This window comes from Priestia sp. VA7 (assembly GCF_055710015.1).
Map to the genome: position 1 here is coordinate 41,126 of NZ_JBVQPN010000013.1, position 16,573 is coordinate 57,698.

Annotated in this window: 18 protein-coding genes; 8 read left to right on the top strand and 10 right to left on the bottom strand. The window is 34.0% G+C overall.

What is annotated here, in order from left to right; all coding sequences use genetic code 11:
- Positions 1-445 precede the first annotated feature (445 nt).
- Complete coding sequence (locus AC0C45_RS27665) at positions 446-613, bottom strand: hypothetical protein (RefSeq protein ID WP_172802909.1); 168 nt, start codon at positions 611-613, stop codon at positions 446-448.
- A gap of 941 nt (positions 614-1,554) precedes the next feature.
- Between AC0C45_RS27665 and AC0C45_RS27670 the strand changes: the two genes are divergently transcribed.
- From AC0C45_RS27670 to AC0C45_RS27700, 7 genes are all read left to right on the top strand, one after another.
- On the top strand, positions 1,555-1,812 hold the full coding sequence (locus AC0C45_RS27670; RefSeq protein WP_472929156.1) for a hypothetical protein: 258 nt from the start codon (positions 1,555-1,557) through the stop codon (positions 1,810-1,812).
- Positions 1,812-2,303: a hypothetical protein gene (locus AC0C45_RS27675; RefSeq protein WP_472929158.1), complete on the top strand. Its 492-nt coding sequence runs from the start codon at positions 1,812-1,814 to the stop codon at positions 2,301-2,303. The genes AC0C45_RS27670 and AC0C45_RS27675 overlap by 1 nt, the downstream gene beginning before the upstream one ends.
- Before the next feature lie 945 nt (positions 2,304-3,248).
- The gene (locus tag AC0C45_RS27680) at positions 3,249-4,532 is read left to right on the top strand and encodes a replication protein (protein WP_472929159.1); all 1,284 of its coding nucleotides are present in this window, start codon (positions 3,249-3,251) and stop codon (positions 4,530-4,532) included.
- 107 nt (positions 4,533-4,639) lie between these two features.
- Positions 4,640-5,395 carry a ParB N-terminal domain-containing protein gene (locus AC0C45_RS27685; protein WP_472929160.1) on the top strand — a complete coding sequence of 252 codons (756 nt, stop codon included), beginning with the start codon at positions 4,640-4,642 and terminating at the stop codon, positions 5,393-5,395.
- Between the two features lie 22 nt (positions 5,396-5,417).
- Positions 5,418-6,287, top strand: a complete 870-nt coding sequence (locus AC0C45_RS27690) for a hypothetical protein (protein ID WP_472929161.1) — start codon at positions 5,418-5,420, stop codon at positions 6,285-6,287.
- 321 nt (positions 6,288-6,608) lie between these two features.
- Entirely contained in the window at positions 6,609-7,178 is a 570-nt protein-coding gene (locus AC0C45_RS27695; protein ID WP_394549344.1) for a MerR family transcriptional regulator, read from the top strand.
- Between the two features lie 511 nt (positions 7,179-7,689).
- A complete protein-coding gene (locus tag AC0C45_RS27700; protein ID WP_029714515.1) occupies positions 7,690-7,917 on the top strand; it encodes a helix-turn-helix domain-containing protein in 228 nt (75 codons plus the stop codon).
- Positions 7,918-8,180: 263 nt separating this feature from the next.
- Here the strand turns inward: AC0C45_RS27700 and AC0C45_RS27705 are convergent, their stop codons facing one another.
- Positions 8,181-8,735: a helix-turn-helix domain-containing protein gene (locus AC0C45_RS27705; RefSeq protein ID WP_049817095.1), complete on the bottom strand. Its 555-nt coding sequence runs from the start codon at positions 8,733-8,735 to the stop codon at positions 8,181-8,183.
- Between the two features lie 333 nt (positions 8,736-9,068).
- Positions 9,069-9,443, bottom strand: coding sequence for a DUF5412 domain-containing protein (locus tag AC0C45_RS27710; RefSeq protein WP_263034871.1), 375 nt, complete (start codon positions 9,441-9,443; stop codon positions 9,069-9,071).
- 546 nt (positions 9,444-9,989) lie between these two features.
- Here AC0C45_RS27710 and AC0C45_RS27715 point away from each other — a divergent pair.
- The gene (locus AC0C45_RS27715) at positions 9,990-10,526 is read left to right on the top strand and encodes a Pathogenicity island protein (protein ID WP_472929162.1); all 537 of its coding nucleotides are present in this window, start codon (positions 9,990-9,992) and stop codon (positions 10,524-10,526) included.
- 365 nt (positions 10,527-10,891) lie between these two features.
- Here AC0C45_RS27715 and AC0C45_RS27720 read toward each other — a convergent pair whose 3' ends face one another.
- The 7 genes from AC0C45_RS27720 to AC0C45_RS27750 form a co-directional block, all read right to left on the bottom strand.
- A complete protein-coding gene (locus tag AC0C45_RS27720) occupies positions 10,892-11,134 on the bottom strand; it encodes a hypothetical protein (RefSeq protein ID WP_328179325.1) in 243 nt (80 codons plus the stop codon).
- A gap of 93 nt (positions 11,135-11,227) precedes the next feature.
- Positions 11,228-11,923, bottom strand: a complete 696-nt coding sequence (locus AC0C45_RS27725) for a hypothetical protein (RefSeq protein ID WP_472929163.1) — start codon at positions 11,921-11,923, stop codon at positions 11,228-11,230.
- On the bottom strand, positions 11,920-13,053 hold the full coding sequence (locus AC0C45_RS27730; protein WP_472929164.1) for an FtsK/SpoIIIE domain-containing protein: 1,134 nt from the start codon (positions 13,051-13,053) through the stop codon (positions 11,920-11,922). Before AC0C45_RS27730 ends, AC0C45_RS27725 begins: the two co-directional genes overlap by 4 nt.
- Before the next feature lie 12 nt (positions 13,054-13,065).
- Positions 13,066-13,365 carry a hypothetical protein gene (locus AC0C45_RS27735; protein WP_472929165.1) on the bottom strand — a complete coding sequence of 100 codons (300 nt, stop codon included), beginning with the start codon at positions 13,363-13,365 and terminating at the stop codon, positions 13,066-13,068.
- A gap of 851 nt (positions 13,366-14,216) precedes the next feature.
- Positions 14,217-15,434 carry a helix-turn-helix domain-containing protein gene (locus AC0C45_RS27740; RefSeq protein ID WP_472929166.1) on the bottom strand — a complete coding sequence of 406 codons (1,218 nt, stop codon included), beginning with the start codon at positions 15,432-15,434 and terminating at the stop codon, positions 14,217-14,219.
- A 273-nt stretch (positions 15,435-15,707) separates the two neighbouring features.
- A complete protein-coding gene (locus tag AC0C45_RS27745) occupies positions 15,708-16,130 on the bottom strand; it encodes a DUF5391 family protein (RefSeq protein ID WP_472929167.1) in 423 nt (140 codons plus the stop codon).
- A gap of 208 nt (positions 16,131-16,338) precedes the next feature.
- The gene (locus tag AC0C45_RS27750) at positions 16,339-16,458 is read right to left on the bottom strand and encodes a class III lanthipeptide (RefSeq protein ID WP_220457412.1); all 120 of its coding nucleotides are present in this window, start codon (positions 16,456-16,458) and stop codon (positions 16,339-16,341) included.
- Positions 16,459-16,573 lie beyond the last annotated feature (115 nt).

The window sequence follows — 16,573 nt, forward strand, 5'->3', positions numbered from 1 at the left end:
GGAATATGAATCGTGAGTTTTAAGGGAGAGTATTAATGCTCTCCTATTTTAAAACATAGAAGAGATTTATAGTGATTACACCACCTTGTCCTTATTGTGAGAGTATTGTTAATCTCCCAATTATAAAGGATGATTTAACCCATTGTGAGTTCTGTAATGATTATATGCATTGCTCGCAAGCTGGAAAGAGAAAAAAGTCTTTATACTATTCGATTGATTGATTATGAATTTATAAATATAGATCCTCTATAACTAAAAAAACTTCGCCTTATTTTGCTTGCTACTTCTTCCCCCCTTCTACCATCGTAGTATGGAAAAAGAGGACTTTTCATTCCTTCTCTTGCTCTCAAACTTTTGCTTTTTTTAACGTTCCATTTCCTGTGTTGTACTCCGTTTTTTTAGAATGTGCTCCACTATTCCGTGCAAAAAATTTTGTGAATCTATTTTATGATTTCTCTTTTCTTTCTTTGTCATAATCCTTTCTCTCTCTCAGTACCTCCCTCCTTTCTAAACTGACTTTTAAAGAAGTCCTTGCAAGAAATCTTTTTTTCTTTTCAATTTCATCTATTTTTTTAACCACAATTGGATCAATATTTTTTAAGAACAAATCCATAATATTTATTCCTTTCCTGTAGATTGTGGTTCCCTACTACAAAAGAGAGAAGAGCATAAGGGGTTTTTGCTATCACACGGGATGATAGGCTAGGCAGAGCCTAGCAAAACCGTGATATCACGAAAACCTCTAAAGTGTGAACCTACTGTTGACCTAAATTCCTCTATGTGAATCTACTGTGAACATGAAAAATTAATGATGTGAACCTACTGTGAACCTCAAAAAAACACATGTTGACCTACTGTTAACATGTGTTTTTTCACTTCACGGCTAAATCTTGTTGCTTTTCACTTAATTTTTGGATCTTTTCTTATAGACTTTTTTGGTCACCTTCATAGAATTGAATGCTTTCATCATTAGATTGAATCGCATCTTTTTTTATCACAATTTTCATTCTGTCTTGGCTTTTCATTTTCCTTTTTATAAAATGTTTTTCTAACTCATGTAAACATGAAAAAAATAAATACCGACATCTTGTGAACGTGTATTTTTTTAGAACGGTAATCGTTTATAGAATAAAAATTGATTCATAGATGGTAAAAAAGCACGCGTAAATCACTTGCATTGTAAGCAAAAACAGATGGCCGTTTTGACCATGAACGTGCGAAAGAAATAAAAAAGATCGTTTGCTTCTGTCTTATTTTTATCAAAAAACACCTCGAAATGAAGTGACCCTTGAGGGGACATTTATCAACTATGAAGGGTCGGTGAAGGGGTTTCTAGCACAAATGTTGTGATCACTGAAGGTGCGGTGAAGGGACTGTCCTTCAATTTGAGGGTGCGCTGAGGGGGTTCTTGCAAACATTTCCTTGTACCCAAGGTTTTGTTAGGCTCTGCCTAACCCCACACAGCCTGTGGGGGCAAAAACCCCTTATGCTCTTCAAGATGTTTTTTACGTTTTTTATGGTGATGCAATAAAAACACAGAAAAGGAGAACAAACATGGAGATTAAAGTGAGAAATGTATGTCCGGTTGCTGTGAGTAAAGTAGATCGTTTAGCCAAAGAAAAAGGCCTTTCTCGACAAGCTTTTTTGAAAGAACAAATTGAAACATTATTCATTATGAAAGAAGTAGAAAAGCAAGAACAAGCTATTGATGATCTGTATGATCGAACGATAGATACCATGCAAAGATGCTCAGATGCGATGGCAAATATGGATCGCACATTCAATAAACTCTTTTGGGGGGATGAAGAATAATGACAGCAAGCAAACACAGAAGAATGATTTCTTTAAGTGAAGAGGCTGATGAATATCTTCATAAACATATGAAAGAAAGAGGCTATCGTTTTCCAGGGGATGCCATTGCAGATATCATTCGAAAATATGAACGATTAAAAAATAATGAGCCTGATGAAACATTTTTAGACGCTGCTACAATTGACGCAATAGGTCAGGCTTACCTGAAAAGAGCAAGTGGGTTTTACCAATACTTAGACGATGAGTTAAGTGAGATAAAAGAAACGACAAAGAACACACAGATAGACACTCGGGTATTAATGGAACTCGTTAATAATTTATACGACCATTTAAATATTCAAAAGTTTAAGTCCACACAGTTCAATGAAACAGAAGCTACTAAGAAAGCCAAAAGAGTTGCGCTACACAAAATTCAAGAAGAAAAAATGCAGTTCAGGGAAAAAAGAAAACGGGAAGCAGCAGAAGAAATGGACCATTTATTTGAAGATTAATCGTAGAGTTTATAAAAGCAGGCCTTAACCTGCTTTTTCTGCTTCTATAGTATAGTGAAATGAAGATTTGGAGTAGCTAAGTTCAAAAAGGCCATTGATGAGTAAAAATAGCTTTCATACCTATGTCTTGATAGATACATTACGTTTGTTTTATCAATAGCAAACTATATAGTTCGTTGCTGACACTTTTAACAGCCCTTGTGAGCTTCTAAGGGGATAAAGAAAGCATAAAACTATTCAGAAGACATTAAAGAAGCTTATACAAAGCATAAGAATTTCCTGTACGATCTTTGAAGCCAAAACTATCCCTCTGCTTTTATAGTTAAAAGCTACCCGTATCATATTATGAGCATATTGAATAGGGTGATTTTTTCTCACCCCCTCTACCAAAAAAGGATTAGAAAAAATCACCCTACCCAGAATAGCTATTTACCCTTATTATTAAAAGTGTACGAATTACCAAGCCTTTAACGTTATAAAAATGCAGTAGTATAACACATTTTTAACTATTTAGGGAGGGGTAAAAAAATACCCCTCCCCTGATTCCACAAATTCAGCTATGATGAAGTCGACTCCTAAAGAAATAACAAACGGATCGTAGCTAAAAATACTTGTTTTGATATATTTTGCTAATTTTTTATTGAATTATAAGACTACTTAACGCTATAATTGAATTAACAAAAACGTGCGGATAGAAAAAAGACTTCAACTGTTTAAGTAGTGCGCTAACACTCTTAAACCGTTCCCCCTAAACCCGGTAGGGAAAACACTTGTCGAAGTCTCTTGTTAATAGAGTTAGTTTTGTACAAAATAAAACTTATGGTTTTATTTTATACGAAATTGACAGCTATTTCAAGGGCTTAGTTTATCTTAATTGAGGCATTGTTTTCCTTTTACAAGGGAGATAATGTCTTTTTTGTGTTCCTTAAAGGAGAAGATGAACAAATGACAAAGATATTGACTTGCTATTTACCCGATGTAAATACCTTCAACGGACGATTCAAATGGTTATGGAAAGAAAAGCCGGCCCTTCGTAAAAAGAAAGAAGTGTTTTTAGAAACCCTTCGTACATACTTTAAACAACAACAAGAAGCCCTACATAAAGTATTCCCTAAAAAACGGATGGAAATGTTAGATTACGTGATTTATAACCTTGTTGCCACAGGCATTCAAGCGATTCACTCCAAAACACTTATGGAAAAATTTGATGTATCCCAAAGTACCGTTTCTCGCTTTGTGAAATCGTTAAAGGCAACACCGTTTATGATCGTGGCCCGTTATATCAAAGAAGATACAACAGGTGCTCATCCTGATAGCTATGTGTTTATCCTTAAAAGTCATACGAATTTTGATCAAATTTGTGAGGAAATCTTTTTTGACCATGACACAACTGGCATCCAAACGCTTCAGCAAGAAGAAATGACAACTCCTGTGACAACTCCTGTGACAAGTCCAGGAAGTGCTGAAAACGTTGATACACCAAGCTTAGAAGACGAAAAAGCATCGTCACCCTTTATTAACCTTGATTTACCTAAAAATCATTTAACTAATCATTTAATATCTGCTTCACAGTCATTTGCTTATATCAAAGGTGTGCCTAAAAAAGTAAATCAAGTTTACGCAGGCAAATATGGTCATCAACTAAAAGATTTTTATGCTCGTATTCAAAATGCAGCAAAAGCAGTAAAACGAGATACAGAGATTGAGATTGTCAAAGAACACGTACATGAAGTTGCTTATACAACCATTGTTGGTTTAGATAAATATGTCCATGAAGCGAATCACAAGGGTACTACCCTATCACTGGATGAAATGTGCCGTCTTGTTTATCAAATTGCATTCAATCAATTTACAAATCTACTAAAAGGGAATACAGAACAACAAACATCTGAGTTAGACATACATACTGAAGCTAAGACAGCTTTATTTACGCCTAAACATATCATCCGCAAGGAATTGGTTCCTGCTTGGTTACAAGCTGAACAGGAGCAAAATGAGTGTACACAAGAAGAAACTATTTCTTTGGATCAACAGCTTGAAATGATTCAGTTAAAGCAAGATTTAGGGCAAGAACTAACGCCAGAAGAAGAAAACTTACTCAAAGAGCACAGTTCTACGTACAGTTCGTTAGAAATGGCGCAGCTAAAACAGGATCTAGGACAAGCCTTAACACCACAGGAACAAGCTTTATTGCACCAACAGGACCAGTTAAAAAGCTCAGTTTCCTAATTCAAAAGTGAAGAAATCCCTTGGAAGCAGATGTTTACTAAGAGTATTATTATTTAGAACATACTTCTAAATAATCAATATATAAACCTACGTAGGAGGAGATCACGATGCCACATAAAATGACAATAACAGGATCTGCGACAGGACCTTTACGAGAATACGATCGCTACGTTGCCTTTGATATGCGTGAAAAAGGTTCACCTGCTGCTCCTAAAGGACTGAAGAAGAGTACGTTTATTTCGTATACCGTGTTTGTTGCGAAGAAAGCCTTTAATAAAACCGGACTAACAAAAAAGAGTATTATGCATGAGAAAATCTTGATTCAAGGGGAACCAACGTTAGATATTCCCATTGACGAGTGCCCTGGGGAAATTGGGATCATCTGCTTTCAGATTACCGTTCTCCCGAATAAAAACGATAAAGAAGCCAATGAGTCAAAAGATAAGAAAGAAGCCAAACAAGAGGTTTCTAAGGCTCAACAAGAGGTTGCAGCTAGTAAGCAGGAAGAAAAACAAGAGCCTGTAGCAAAAGAAGCGAAAACTGTACAGCCAGAAATGAACGAAACACCTGTTCAAGAGAAAAAGGCTGCACCACAAAAGAAGCAGAAACCTATTCAGCCAAAAGGGACAAAGGATGTCGTGAGTTTTGACGATATTATCGTTCCTGAAGCCTTCTTAAAGACACGTCCCAACCCTGTGAAAACAGAAGAAGTCATTGAATTTGTGAAACGTACAGGACACCTTGACAAGCCGTTAACGATTGAGAAAGGATCGAAGGTTTTAAAGGATGGCTATCGTCGTTATATTGTGGCCAAAACCTTGAAAATGGACAACGTTCCGGTTGTCTATGACCATCAAAAATAACGTACGATCTAAGGAGGTAGCTATGAATACCAAATATATGTCAGAGTTTGGACTCCAAACATGGGCTTATCATCTAAGCATGAGTTACCCTTTTGATCTAGATTATTTATCGCCAGATGATCGAAGATATAATATTTACGTGGCTACACTCATCCCAAAATTAAATATAGATGAAGATTCTGTTCAATTCTTTGAAGATTATATACGTTTTGACGTAATCGTTGGGACAGGAGAACATACTTCAAGAGAGACACTGGACATTTCTATTTTTTCGGATGATATGCCAGAATTTGATCACAGAAAATTTGAATTTGAGTATGAGAAGCCACGTAAAGCGATGGTATTCACAGGTTGGGAAAAAGGCCCTGTCGAATTAAATCTCCTTCATGTCTACCGTGAGGATTCAAAGTATTACCTAGATACAGAGATTGTTTATATTGGACAGGCATTTGGAGAATATGGAGAGCGTCTTCCTGCTGAAGAGTTAATGTCAGATCCTACGTTACAGAAGGTAGAAGAAGCTATTTTACGTGACTATCCAGAAAAAGACCTAGCTCTTCTATTATTGGAGTTCAAATCACAGTTATTAGAGGCAATAGACAGTGAAGACGAGGATCTACTCGAACTACAAGAGATTACAAAGAATCCGCCTCTGGAATTAAATAATCAAATCTTATATGTAACGGAAGCAGCTTTAATTAATTATTTCAAACCTGAGTACAATGAAAAGTTCAACATTGATTTCCTTAGTATAGAAGATCACGAGTTACAATATCGTTCCGCCACTGTACAGATCCACCCTGATATTATGAGATTAAAGCTATTCTCAAAGGAAAAGACATACCTATCAAATGAGCGTATTATCTCTTCTCTTTCACATTCGAATAGCTAAAAGGAACTTAGTTTAAGGTTACAATTAAACAAGGTCACGCTACAAATATATAATAATCTTAAAATGTCTCTGTATGTTATTCTATACAGAGGCATTTTTTAAAGAAATCAATCAGTAAGCTTTTAAACAACTTCAAATTTAACTTAAGTTGAACTTAAAGTGAAGGGATTCCAAGAGATTTGGAAACTCACAAAACCTAATTTAACTTAGGTTCAACTTAAAAACTATTATAACGTGAAATTACTATAATATGAACGTTAGAAGAACAGGATAATATCATTATAAGAACGAATAAGTAACAAAGAAAGGAAGTGGAGACTGTTGAGCGAACAATTAGGTTATTTTGCTAAACAGGTGTGCGAAAAATTAAATCTGAATCCGAACACTTTACGCAAGTGGGCGATTGAATTAGAGGAAAACGGTTATAAATTTGAACGGAATAATAAGGGGACGAACGGTCAACGAATCTACTACGAACGCGATATTAACATTATATCAGAATTCAAGGTGTTATTAGAGCGTACGCACAGTGTCGAGAACACTGCAAAGCTACTAATGAAAAGGGTTGAAGAGGGTTCGAACACAGAAATAACACATAGCGTTCGTGGTGAAAAAGAGCGTTCTAATCCTGTTACAGTTACGTTCACTAGAGAAGAATTAGAGCAATACACTCGTGGGATTATCGAAGAAACTTCAGCAAAGGTTGCAGCTGAAGTTTCAGCGCAAACGGCAGAGGCAGTGTATAAAAAAATGGAAAACCTTATAGAACAACGAGATCATAGATTAATAAATCAAATGAACGAGAGTATGGAACAACGTCGGTTAGAAATTGCCGCGGCACAAGAGGAACCTGCTTCTAGCTTTTGGAGTCGTCTTTTTAATCGTAAGTAAGAATTTTATATACGCATATAACAAAAGGATTTATTACTTTAAACACAGTGTCGAGAACGCTGTAAATTCAGCAGTGGAAAGGATTGTAGAGAGAGCGAACGCAGAAATAACATATAGTGTTCGCGAAGAAGAGCGTTCTAATCCTGTTACAGTTACGTTCACAGAATGGGGATAAAAAATGCTACAAACAAGATTTCAATTCATGAAGTAAATAATAGTTTTTCTTCCATTTTAGAAATCAGGCTCTTTTCTATTTGAATACGAATATCTATAACAAAGACCGCCCATTATGTATTAGTGTATAAGGCGGTCTTAACTATATTCATGCTATATGATTATGACAAAAATCTCGACAGTATTCTTGTTTATAATAAACTATTTAAATGCTATAGCTGTATTTGTTTAATTAAGTATATGCACTATAGCTTGTATTTCATGAGCAAATTTGAGCAAATCTATGTATATATTTTTTCATACCGGAGATGATGTTAACATCAAGGAGGTTTTCATAATGTTCTGGTGGAAAAATCCCAAAAGGTCGAAATTCGGAAAATGGTTAGATAAAGAAGGTATACAGCAAACTGACTTCGCAATGAAAAGTAGTGTTTCTAGAAGAACAATATGGACAATTTGCAACGATAAAAACTACATACCCAGTGCTGCTATCTTAAGAAAGGTAATGGATACTGTAAAGAGTATAGACAATAGTAAAAAATCCAAAGATTTTTTTGACATATAAAAAGGCACAGTAGTTGTGCCTTTAATTATTATCATCTGCGCTTAAACGTAATGACCCTATGTACTAACTAATAGAAGGTCATTGATCTCTGCCTGCCTGTCACTAGTCAACCCTAGGAAGGAGGCGTCTCTATTCTTATTCAAAATAAACATAATCTAAACTGGCTATATAAACATATTATACGAACCATATAAAAAATAAAAGCCCTCACTTAAATGAAAGATGAGTGCTTTTATTTAAGTTAATAATTCCTGATTAAATATTTATGCTTTTAGTTGCTTAACGCCTTCTTTTACGTTCCATACAATAACACCAAACATAATCAGAATGATTAAAATAGTACCACCACTAACTAATATGGAATTAGGTGTCTGTGTTCCAGCTAGTTTTGCAGATATGTAATAACTAATTCCTATTACGATAAGAGTCGCAGTTGGTATCAAATGAGATATAAACGCTCTTTTTCCATGTTGCTTCATTTCTTTATAGCCAAATATTAGTGTAATAAGTGGAAAAACAATTGGGGCAAAAAACAAACTAAAATAGTTTAATGCAGATAAAAGACTACGATTAGAAAACATACCTGTTCCTCCCTTTACTTTAATCTTACCTTGCAAAGAACGATCTCCTTTTATTAACTCATCAAGACTAATTTCAAATAGTTCACTTAACATGATTAGATTTTGAATGTCAGGGTATCCTTTTCCACTTTCCCATTTATAAATTGCTTGTCTAGTAACATTCATTTTTTGGCCTAATTGCTCTTGTGAAAGATTTTCGTTCTTACGTATCTTTTTAATTTGTTCAGCAAGTCTCATCTTAGCTACCTCCTTCACATTCAGTTTATGATTTTAATCAATATAAAGCGATAAACCCTTGGTATGCATATGACAACGCTTGGTTTACATTCACAAAAAGAACACTATTTAATAAAAAAACCAGTGAAATAAAAATATGATTTAAAAAAATTGTTGTAGAAAACAACTTTTTTAAATCATATTAATTACCTTATTATACCACTAGAAAAAAACGATATATGGTGTCTTTTGAGGAAAACCGATTGTGAGTATCTAGTTACCATAATCAAGACTATAGGTAGTTAAACAACAAAAGCTCTTTCATAAGAGCTTTTTGTTGTTTAAGAGTAGAATTTAATTATCTACATTATTAGCATCAAACGTATCTTTTGTAACGTTCAATATGTGACCACTAATGTTAACTGTTTTGTTATTTACCCATTTAACTTTGGCTGTTTCCTGAGGGTAATTCCAATAGATATTTTTCCTTTTATTAAAAACTTTATTTGTATAAGTCACTTCTCCTCTAATAGCAAAAGGTGTGGTCGCTCCACCACTTGAACGATAAATCTTTACTATGTAATCACCGTTAGGAGATGTACTTTGAGAAATATATTCTCCCTTTGGAGCAAATCGTAGATAACTAGGTGCAAAAAGAAACCACCAAACAAATCCTATAACTAGAAGAGCGCTTAATGCAGCCAAGCACACTATATACCGTTTTTTCAATTTCTAACCTCTATTCAGATAGACTAAATTATAATTTTGTTTCTATCTGATTATATATCAGAACTGAGTTAAAAGATTGTGAATATCATATACAAAGTTAGTTAACATAGCGTCTCTTTCCGGTAGATGTTACAAAAACAAGTCTTTGACATACAAAGGCTTGTTCGCTTTTTCAATTTATTGTGTATACATCATTTTATACATCCCATGCATACAAACGCTTATGAGGATTGTAAATGAAGGGAGGCTGCATAAAAATCTTGAATTTATACATATATTGCAGCATATAAGAACCTCACATTTCGTAGTAACTAGTTAAAGCAGTCGTAAGAGTCGACTGTTTTTTATTATTAAAAAATGTAAAATAACGGTTACTTTTTTCTTTAAGTTATTACAAAAAAATCAAATGACATTCATACATTTATATCAATTATGATAACAACTGTTAAATTTTATCTTAAAAAGTGATATTCTTACAGACATTCAATCAATATGAATTGAAAGATATTTATGGATCTAATTTTATGGAAAGAAAGGGGAAGCAATATGAAGAAAATAGTAAGAGTCATGATTGCTGTGTTATTTCTAGGCTCAATTACAATTCCTACGATGTCTTCTACAGCTAATGCAGCAGAGAAAGAGGATCAAGGAACTTTTGAGTTAGAAAATGTAAATGATAGCGTCCTTGAAATTAAACTTCATGATGCTGAATTTTACTTTAATAAAGACGGTAACCCTATAATTAAAGAAGAGGTCAATGGAACTGAAAAAGCCTTACCTAAAACAGGTACAGATAAAGATAATAATCCTGTAAATTTGGAATATAAAAAGACTGAAGATGGATTTTGGGTAGCAGCTGTAACAGATAATCAAAATTCAATTCAAACTATGTCAGTAGGTAAATGTATAACAGGTACTGCAGGTGGAGCTATCACAGGCGGAGGCACTCTAGGGTTAGCTGGCACAGCTGCAGGTACAGTTACAGTGCCTGGAATCGGTACTGTTGGTGGTGGTTTAATAGGTGGTATCGCTGGCGCAGTTGGCGGTGGCCTAACGGGAGCTTCCATATCTTGTTTTAAATGATATAAACAGCACGCTAAGAAAACAGAAACGTTTGTTTCTTGTTTTCTTAGTATTTCAAATCAAAGAGAGGTGCTAAACATTGAATAAGTTGATAATACCCGCAATATTAGTCATATTCTCATTATATATCTTGTTACAATTTGCTCTAGATCAAAATATTTTTAGAAATCCCCTAAATTATTTTATCTTAATTACGTTATTCTTTTTATTAATCAAATTTATTAAAGAAGCAAAAAGAAATTAGTCTACAGTTATAGAAAATCTATAGCTGTAGACTAACTTTAATGTTCTACTTAAGGTCCATGATGTTTAATCTCCTCTTAAATTTCCTTAAGAGTTGAAAGAACCAAATCTTTTTAACTACTTTATACGTTTTCTGTAAATTCAAGTAAAGCAATGAAAATAAAAAGGCCTATTATAGTCCCTAAAATGAGAGAAATCATATTAATCCACCATCTATTATTTGACTTGATAAACCATAAGCCAACAAATAGTATATATAAGTATTTTGCAACAGTTTCATTTACATGTAAAACTTCAGGTAGAAAAATAATGGATAAGTAAAGACTCATAGCTACTACCAAAGTACTTCTAATTACAATTAACAAAATAAGTACCCTCCGTAAAACCCTATCCTTTGTAATATTTTACTGCACCCTTAATAATAACTGAATTAGAAATTTTGCATACCCTAGAATAGTTTATGTTAAGTTAATTCTAATCCCGCCAGAAGAAGGAGCTGTTTTTGTTCTTGCTTCTTTTTGAGATTTTGCCGAACTCTTGTATTTCTCCATAAGCCCATGAATACTGGGTACTTGTATAATGCGGATATGGTCGGAAGTAACAGCATACCGAACAGGCGTAACCAAAATGACAGAAGGGAAGATGGATGATCGGTCCTCAGGCTGCCAATGCAAGGCTTTCCACTGATCTGAAAAGAAGAATTCTTCATAAAGGTTAATCTTTTCCTGCATTTTCTGTTCGGAATACTGATTTCTCTGAATTTCAATCCAAAACGGAGATCCTTTAAAAATACAAAAGAGATCCGGTTCAATGCCTCCTTTTCTTCCAGTGGGCTTATCTTCGACAATAACCTGTTTAGGTGTGCTATACGTACACATTTGTTTATAGACATCCAAGATAGAAAGGAAATGTAATATTTTTTGAGAGTTCTTTTTGATTTTTGCATCCACAGGCAAATAGACCGTTGGAGAATACTGCTGAGTGCGTTCAATGAGTCCTAATCGATATAAACGTACCATCACACTATTACACGCATTTACGGGCGATTTAAGTTGTTTAAAGAAGAGGTCAACTAATGAACCTCGATCCACGGCTCTAAATTGATTAATAAACGCTATGATGTCTTTATCACGCTGAGATAACCGGAAACTCATCGCTGCTCCTCCTTCTCTAATAAGCCAAAGATGGACTGTGATACCACTTCTAGTTCTGGTTCAGGATCTTTCACGAGCGTTTTATAAGGTGAAAGTATTTCCTTACAAGATTCTTCATCTAAAAAATAGGCTTGAAACTCTTTGACCTCATCAATTTTAATTTTCATGCGTCCCCTGGCTGCGGCATCGATTTCTTCTGCCCCAAGTACACCTGCCACCTTTGCATTTGTGGCATCGGCTTGCCTTCCAGAGATCCGAACTCGTAAGTTTGCTTTGAGTGCGGAATTCAACAAATCGGCATCTGGACGCTGCATGGCAATAATCGTATGAACACCTAACGCACGACCTTGACTCGCAAACTGTTGAATCATTTCCACAAGATCTGTTTCTCTCTTTACGATGGACATTTCATCAATTACCACAACGATACGAGGCAGCTTAAAAGGTAGCCTGCTGATATGTGTCACGCCATGCTCTAACAATAAATCGCCTCTTCGGTACATTTCAGCTCGTAATAAAGCAAAAGGTTTTCTCATATCTTTGGCCTCAAAACAAAGCGCATCCACATGCTCAATCCCGTGAAACAGCCCCAAATCAGCTCGTTTAAGATCCACTAACACTAAACGCAAGTCTTCAGGAGAGGCATATTTCACCCAAGTGGTGAGGATAACCCGCATAAGACTGCTTTTCCCGGCTCCAATTTCGCCAGAAATCAGTAAGGTTTCTAAATCGGCAAAATCCCATGAAACCGGGTTTCCATAGATATCTTGACCGATGCATACGGGAAGTTCCATTTTCTCAATATAAGGATGAATGACTTCATAACTATAATTAAGCATCTTAGGGAGGCTTTTGTGATGAACAGTAATACTAAAGTTTTTTAAGCTGCCATTTATTTCGATGTTGCTGCCTAACACTTGGCGTAACGCCCATCTCTTTTTGTTTAAAAGCTCAGGATCAATGCCATTCAGTAAGGAAAAAGCGTACCGAGTGTACGTATGATGGTTATCGATTTGATGAATTTTTGGAAACAGATAGGAGGTACGGTTTCCACGTTTAATCACTCGGTAAATCTCTGCTGTACGAAACGCTTTAATAAGCTTTCCACGCAGTTTTAGTTTCTCAAACATCTAAATCCCTCCTCAAAACATAAATGACGCAAAGAAGTAAAATAAGGCCCCATAAAAGGTTACAGGTAAGATAAATCGCATTACTTTTGAGAACTGATCAACGAGATCAATGACACCCCATCGTTCTAATATTCGTTCGATAATGGCAATTCCTAAGACAATGCCTCCTATGGTCAGAATAGTGGGATCAAGCATGGCGAGTGGACTAAATGGAACAAACGAATAAGCTTTAAAAGGACGAGGTTTTGTTGAAGGTTTAGAGGATAGTTTATGGAGGAAGTTTCGAAACGTAATATAATGAGTTTTTCTCATGTTGGTACCTACTTTCATTCTTTTTATTTTTTCGCTTTACATGTCTCAGTTATTTCAGCTCAACCCATCCGGTCGCCCCCTTCGCCTCTTCGGCTCAGCTCCCTTACAGGTTCTATAAAGGGCTTCACTAGGCGTACACAGCTTGTATTAATGGGGTAGCGATACTAAACTAGCTACTGATTAGGTAAGGAAGTCGTGATTCTTTAGATACTATGTAGCTACTGCAGTAAGCTTGCCTGTACAATTAAAAAATAACAAAGATCCCTTACCTAAGTAGATGAGGGGTAGCTGATTATGTAAGAGGTAATGGTTTTTTTAATGCTGGGTTTTGGTCTAATAGTATTTTTTTCCATAAAATGAAGGAGATATTCAGAGAAGTCATAAGGAATAAAGTAGAACGTAATGAGGAGCAAGGAGAGCATGATAACCTATATGTTCTAGATCCTAAAGAGAATTAAATCAAAACAAAGTGAATGAAATTTAAGAAGATTAATAGCTCCCTTTTACGGAAAGACATATTCTTTTTTATATTATGAAGCTTTAGCTTAGCAGTTATAGTCATTATTAAATTAATGTAGAATAGAGAGATTTCCAAAAAAGCAAGTATAAGTAACGGATGATTCTCTATATACAAAGAGCCGAGAGTAATTTTCTCGGCATATTAGTTTTGACTGACCTGTTTCAGTCAAAAGCTGAATCTGTTCAACATTTTCATTGCAAGCATGTCGGTATAACGTCAAGTTCTATAGCTTATATGTTTTTTAAGAAATAAATAAATTCGTAGAAATATAACCCGTTCGTTATGGGTAGGCTTCTAATGGAAATTTTGGTGCGTTAAAGGTATATCAAATTTACAGATGCCTACGATTTTCTGCTTTTGAAAATTTATAAGGTGTTATTCCAACAAATCTTTTAAATACTTCTGTAAAATAACTTTGGTGGGCAAAATGTAACAAGTTACAAATTTCAGAAAGAGAATACGATGAATAAGTAATTAATTTTTTTGACTCCTCTACCCTTACTTTTTGAATATATGTATTCATTAACATTCCTGTTTCTTTTTTAAATAATCTTGATAAATAACTAGGATGTAAATTTACTAATTTAGATAACTTGGACACTGATATAATGTCATAAATATGGTCATTTATGAAGTTTATACAGATAGTAATTTCCTTAGAGTATATATCACTTTTACTAGTACGAACACGTTGCACGAGATCAATAAATGCTTCTTTTGTTATATTTTTTATATACTCTAAGTCTTTTGAGTCCTCAATTTTTTCAATATATATGTTACTTAAATCATAAGCGATCTCACAATACAACCCACCTTTTATTGCAGAGTTTGTTGCAAGAGTAACGTTCGAAATAGCTAGGCTCTTTATGATTTTTAATTGATATTTATTAGAAAAATAATCACCCTCAAATTCTTCGTTTAAAACATATATTAAATTAGCTAGCTCTTCAATGTTACCCTCTTTGATTAATTCAAGTAATTTTTTATGCTTACTATCATCTTCAGAAGTAACTAAAGAAATATTTTCATCTTCAATTACATTTTCTATTTTCAACTTATTTAATTTTAACATTTGTTGTAAATCAAGCTCTTTTCGATAAATCATGTAATAAAGAATAATTCCATAGCGCATTAAATCTATTCTTTTTACTAAAGGAATAGACTCATAGTATGCAAGAAGTGATTTTATTTCATTAGATAAACCAAAATTACTAATTAATTCTTTTAATATTTCAATCGGATACTTCTCATATATAAAGGGGCCAACAACCATTGCTTCTTCACAATTATCATTATGTTTCAGGTTAATGACTAAGAAATTTTCAAGAAGTTTCGTCGATTTAATTAGTGGATAGTTATTACACATATTCTCATCGAGAAGTATCTTAATGTATTCTATTTCATAAAAAATAATGGGAGACTGAGGGGAATTAGGGGAAGTTTGAAAAATTAATTCTTTCTTCGAATCAAAGAGAAAAAATGGGAGCTTAAAAGTATCAGCCATTTGTTTACAAATAAAAGTTAATTGATCTTTATTGGGAATTTCCATAAAAAAATCCTTTCTTAGACTATGTATATTAATTTCATAGATATAATATCATATTTAGCTACAATAATTTTCAATAATAAACTAAAAATACCCTTGATTTCCTAGGGTATTTTTAGTTTATTGTTAATATTTATGTCATTCAATAAACTAGTTTTAAAATTAAAAGAGAATCCTAATATTAGATTGTTCTAATAATTCTTCTGCTTTGCTTTTCTGTGAAGTAATAATTTAATATTGTAATAGGGATTCAACTAATGATGTTGGTCTATATATTCACGATTCATATAATGTAGTACCTGCTCTAAAAGCAACAACATACCATATAATATTTGATATAAGTGCAGCAACCCCTAGGCCAAATGCCCCTATAGAAATAATTAAGCTATTAGAAGAGAAGATGTCCATAAATGCCATGACTAAGAGCACTGTAATAACTATTAACATTCCTAGCCCACAGAAAACTGCCATTACAATTTTCATGGATTTAACCCCTAGTATATAAATAATTAGAGGTAGAAAGTAAAAAGCTAATATTGTCCCAAGAGATGTCCACATTCCCACATCACCAAATTTATTAACATTAGGTCCAGAATCAGAAAGTGAAGATAGGGAAGAGACTATTAGTAAAGAACAAAGGAGAATTGCTGATACTATAGTGACTAGTATTATTGAAGATTTCCTGTTTTGTGTGATCATATTTTTCCTTCCTTTCTTTTCAGATATTAGCTCTTTGTAAGCTGTAATTGAAAATATAGGAACTAGCTATTATTCCTAACTCTGATAATATGCCTATTCTACATATCATTAATAATAAATTATACTGAGTATCTTAATACTTTATGTAAGCAAACTGAATTAGGGATCTATGAAGAATATTCATAGACCCCCGATAGAGAATATAGAATTAGCAAACAGCAACGCTAATTGTGCTTACTACTTTGCAGTTAACACTCAAAGATGAACCTGCGCGTAGTTCTACATCTTTCTTTGAATCTAAAACTTGAAGAGATAATACCTTTTTCACAAAAATCACCTCCTTTTAATTGGTAACTTTTCATTAGAACCATTAAGTAAATATACTTAGCCTTTACCTATGTCAATGAAGGAATTATTTTCGCAATCCCCGATAGAGAATATAG

Excerpts from the sequence above, each read along its gene's own strand:
- AC0C45_RS27745 (WP_472929167.1), bottom strand. The coding sequence starts at position 16,130 with ATGATCACACAAAACAGGAAATCTTCAATAATACTAGTCACTATAGTA.
- AC0C45_RS27715 (WP_472929162.1), top strand. The coding sequence starts at position 9,990 with ATGAAGAAAATAGTAAGAGTCATGATTGCTGTGTTATTTCTAGGCTCA.
- AC0C45_RS27705 (WP_049817095.1), bottom strand. The coding sequence starts at position 8,735 with ATGAGACTTGCTGAACAAATTAAAAAGATACGTAAGAACGAAAATCTT.
- AC0C45_RS27685 (WP_472929160.1), top strand. The coding sequence starts at position 4,640 with ATGCCACATAAAATGACAATAACAGGATCTGCGACAGGACCTTTACGA.
- AC0C45_RS27675 (WP_472929158.1), top strand. The coding sequence starts at position 1,812 with ATGACAGCAAGCAAACACAGAAGAATGATTTCTTTAAGTGAAGAGGCT.
- AC0C45_RS27735 (WP_472929165.1), bottom strand. The coding sequence starts at position 13,365 with ATGAGAAAAACTCATTATATTACGTTTCGAAACTTCCTCCATAAACTA.
- AC0C45_RS27725 (WP_472929163.1), bottom strand. The coding sequence starts at position 11,923 with ATGAGTTTCCGGTTATCTCAGCGTGATAAAGACATCATAGCGTTTATT.
- AC0C45_RS27740 (WP_472929166.1), bottom strand. The coding sequence starts at position 15,434 with ATGGAAATTCCCAATAAAGATCAATTAACTTTTATTTGTAAACAAATG.
- AC0C45_RS27680 (WP_472929159.1), top strand. The coding sequence starts at position 3,249 with ATGACAAAGATATTGACTTGCTATTTACCCGATGTAAATACCTTCAAC.
- AC0C45_RS27665 (WP_172802909.1), bottom strand. The coding sequence starts at position 613 with ATGGATTTGTTCTTAAAAAATATTGATCCAATTGTGGTTAAAAAAATA.
- AC0C45_RS27690 (WP_472929161.1), top strand. The coding sequence starts at position 5,418 with ATGAATACCAAATATATGTCAGAGTTTGGACTCCAAACATGGGCTTAT.
- AC0C45_RS27670 (WP_472929156.1), top strand. The coding sequence starts at position 1,555 with ATGGAGATTAAAGTGAGAAATGTATGTCCGGTTGCTGTGAGTAAAGTA.
- AC0C45_RS27730 (WP_472929164.1), bottom strand. The coding sequence starts at position 13,053 with ATGTTTGAGAAACTAAAACTGCGTGGAAAGCTTATTAAAGCGTTTCGT.
- AC0C45_RS27700 (WP_029714515.1), top strand. The coding sequence starts at position 7,690 with ATGTTCTGGTGGAAAAATCCCAAAAGGTCGAAATTCGGAAAATGGTTA.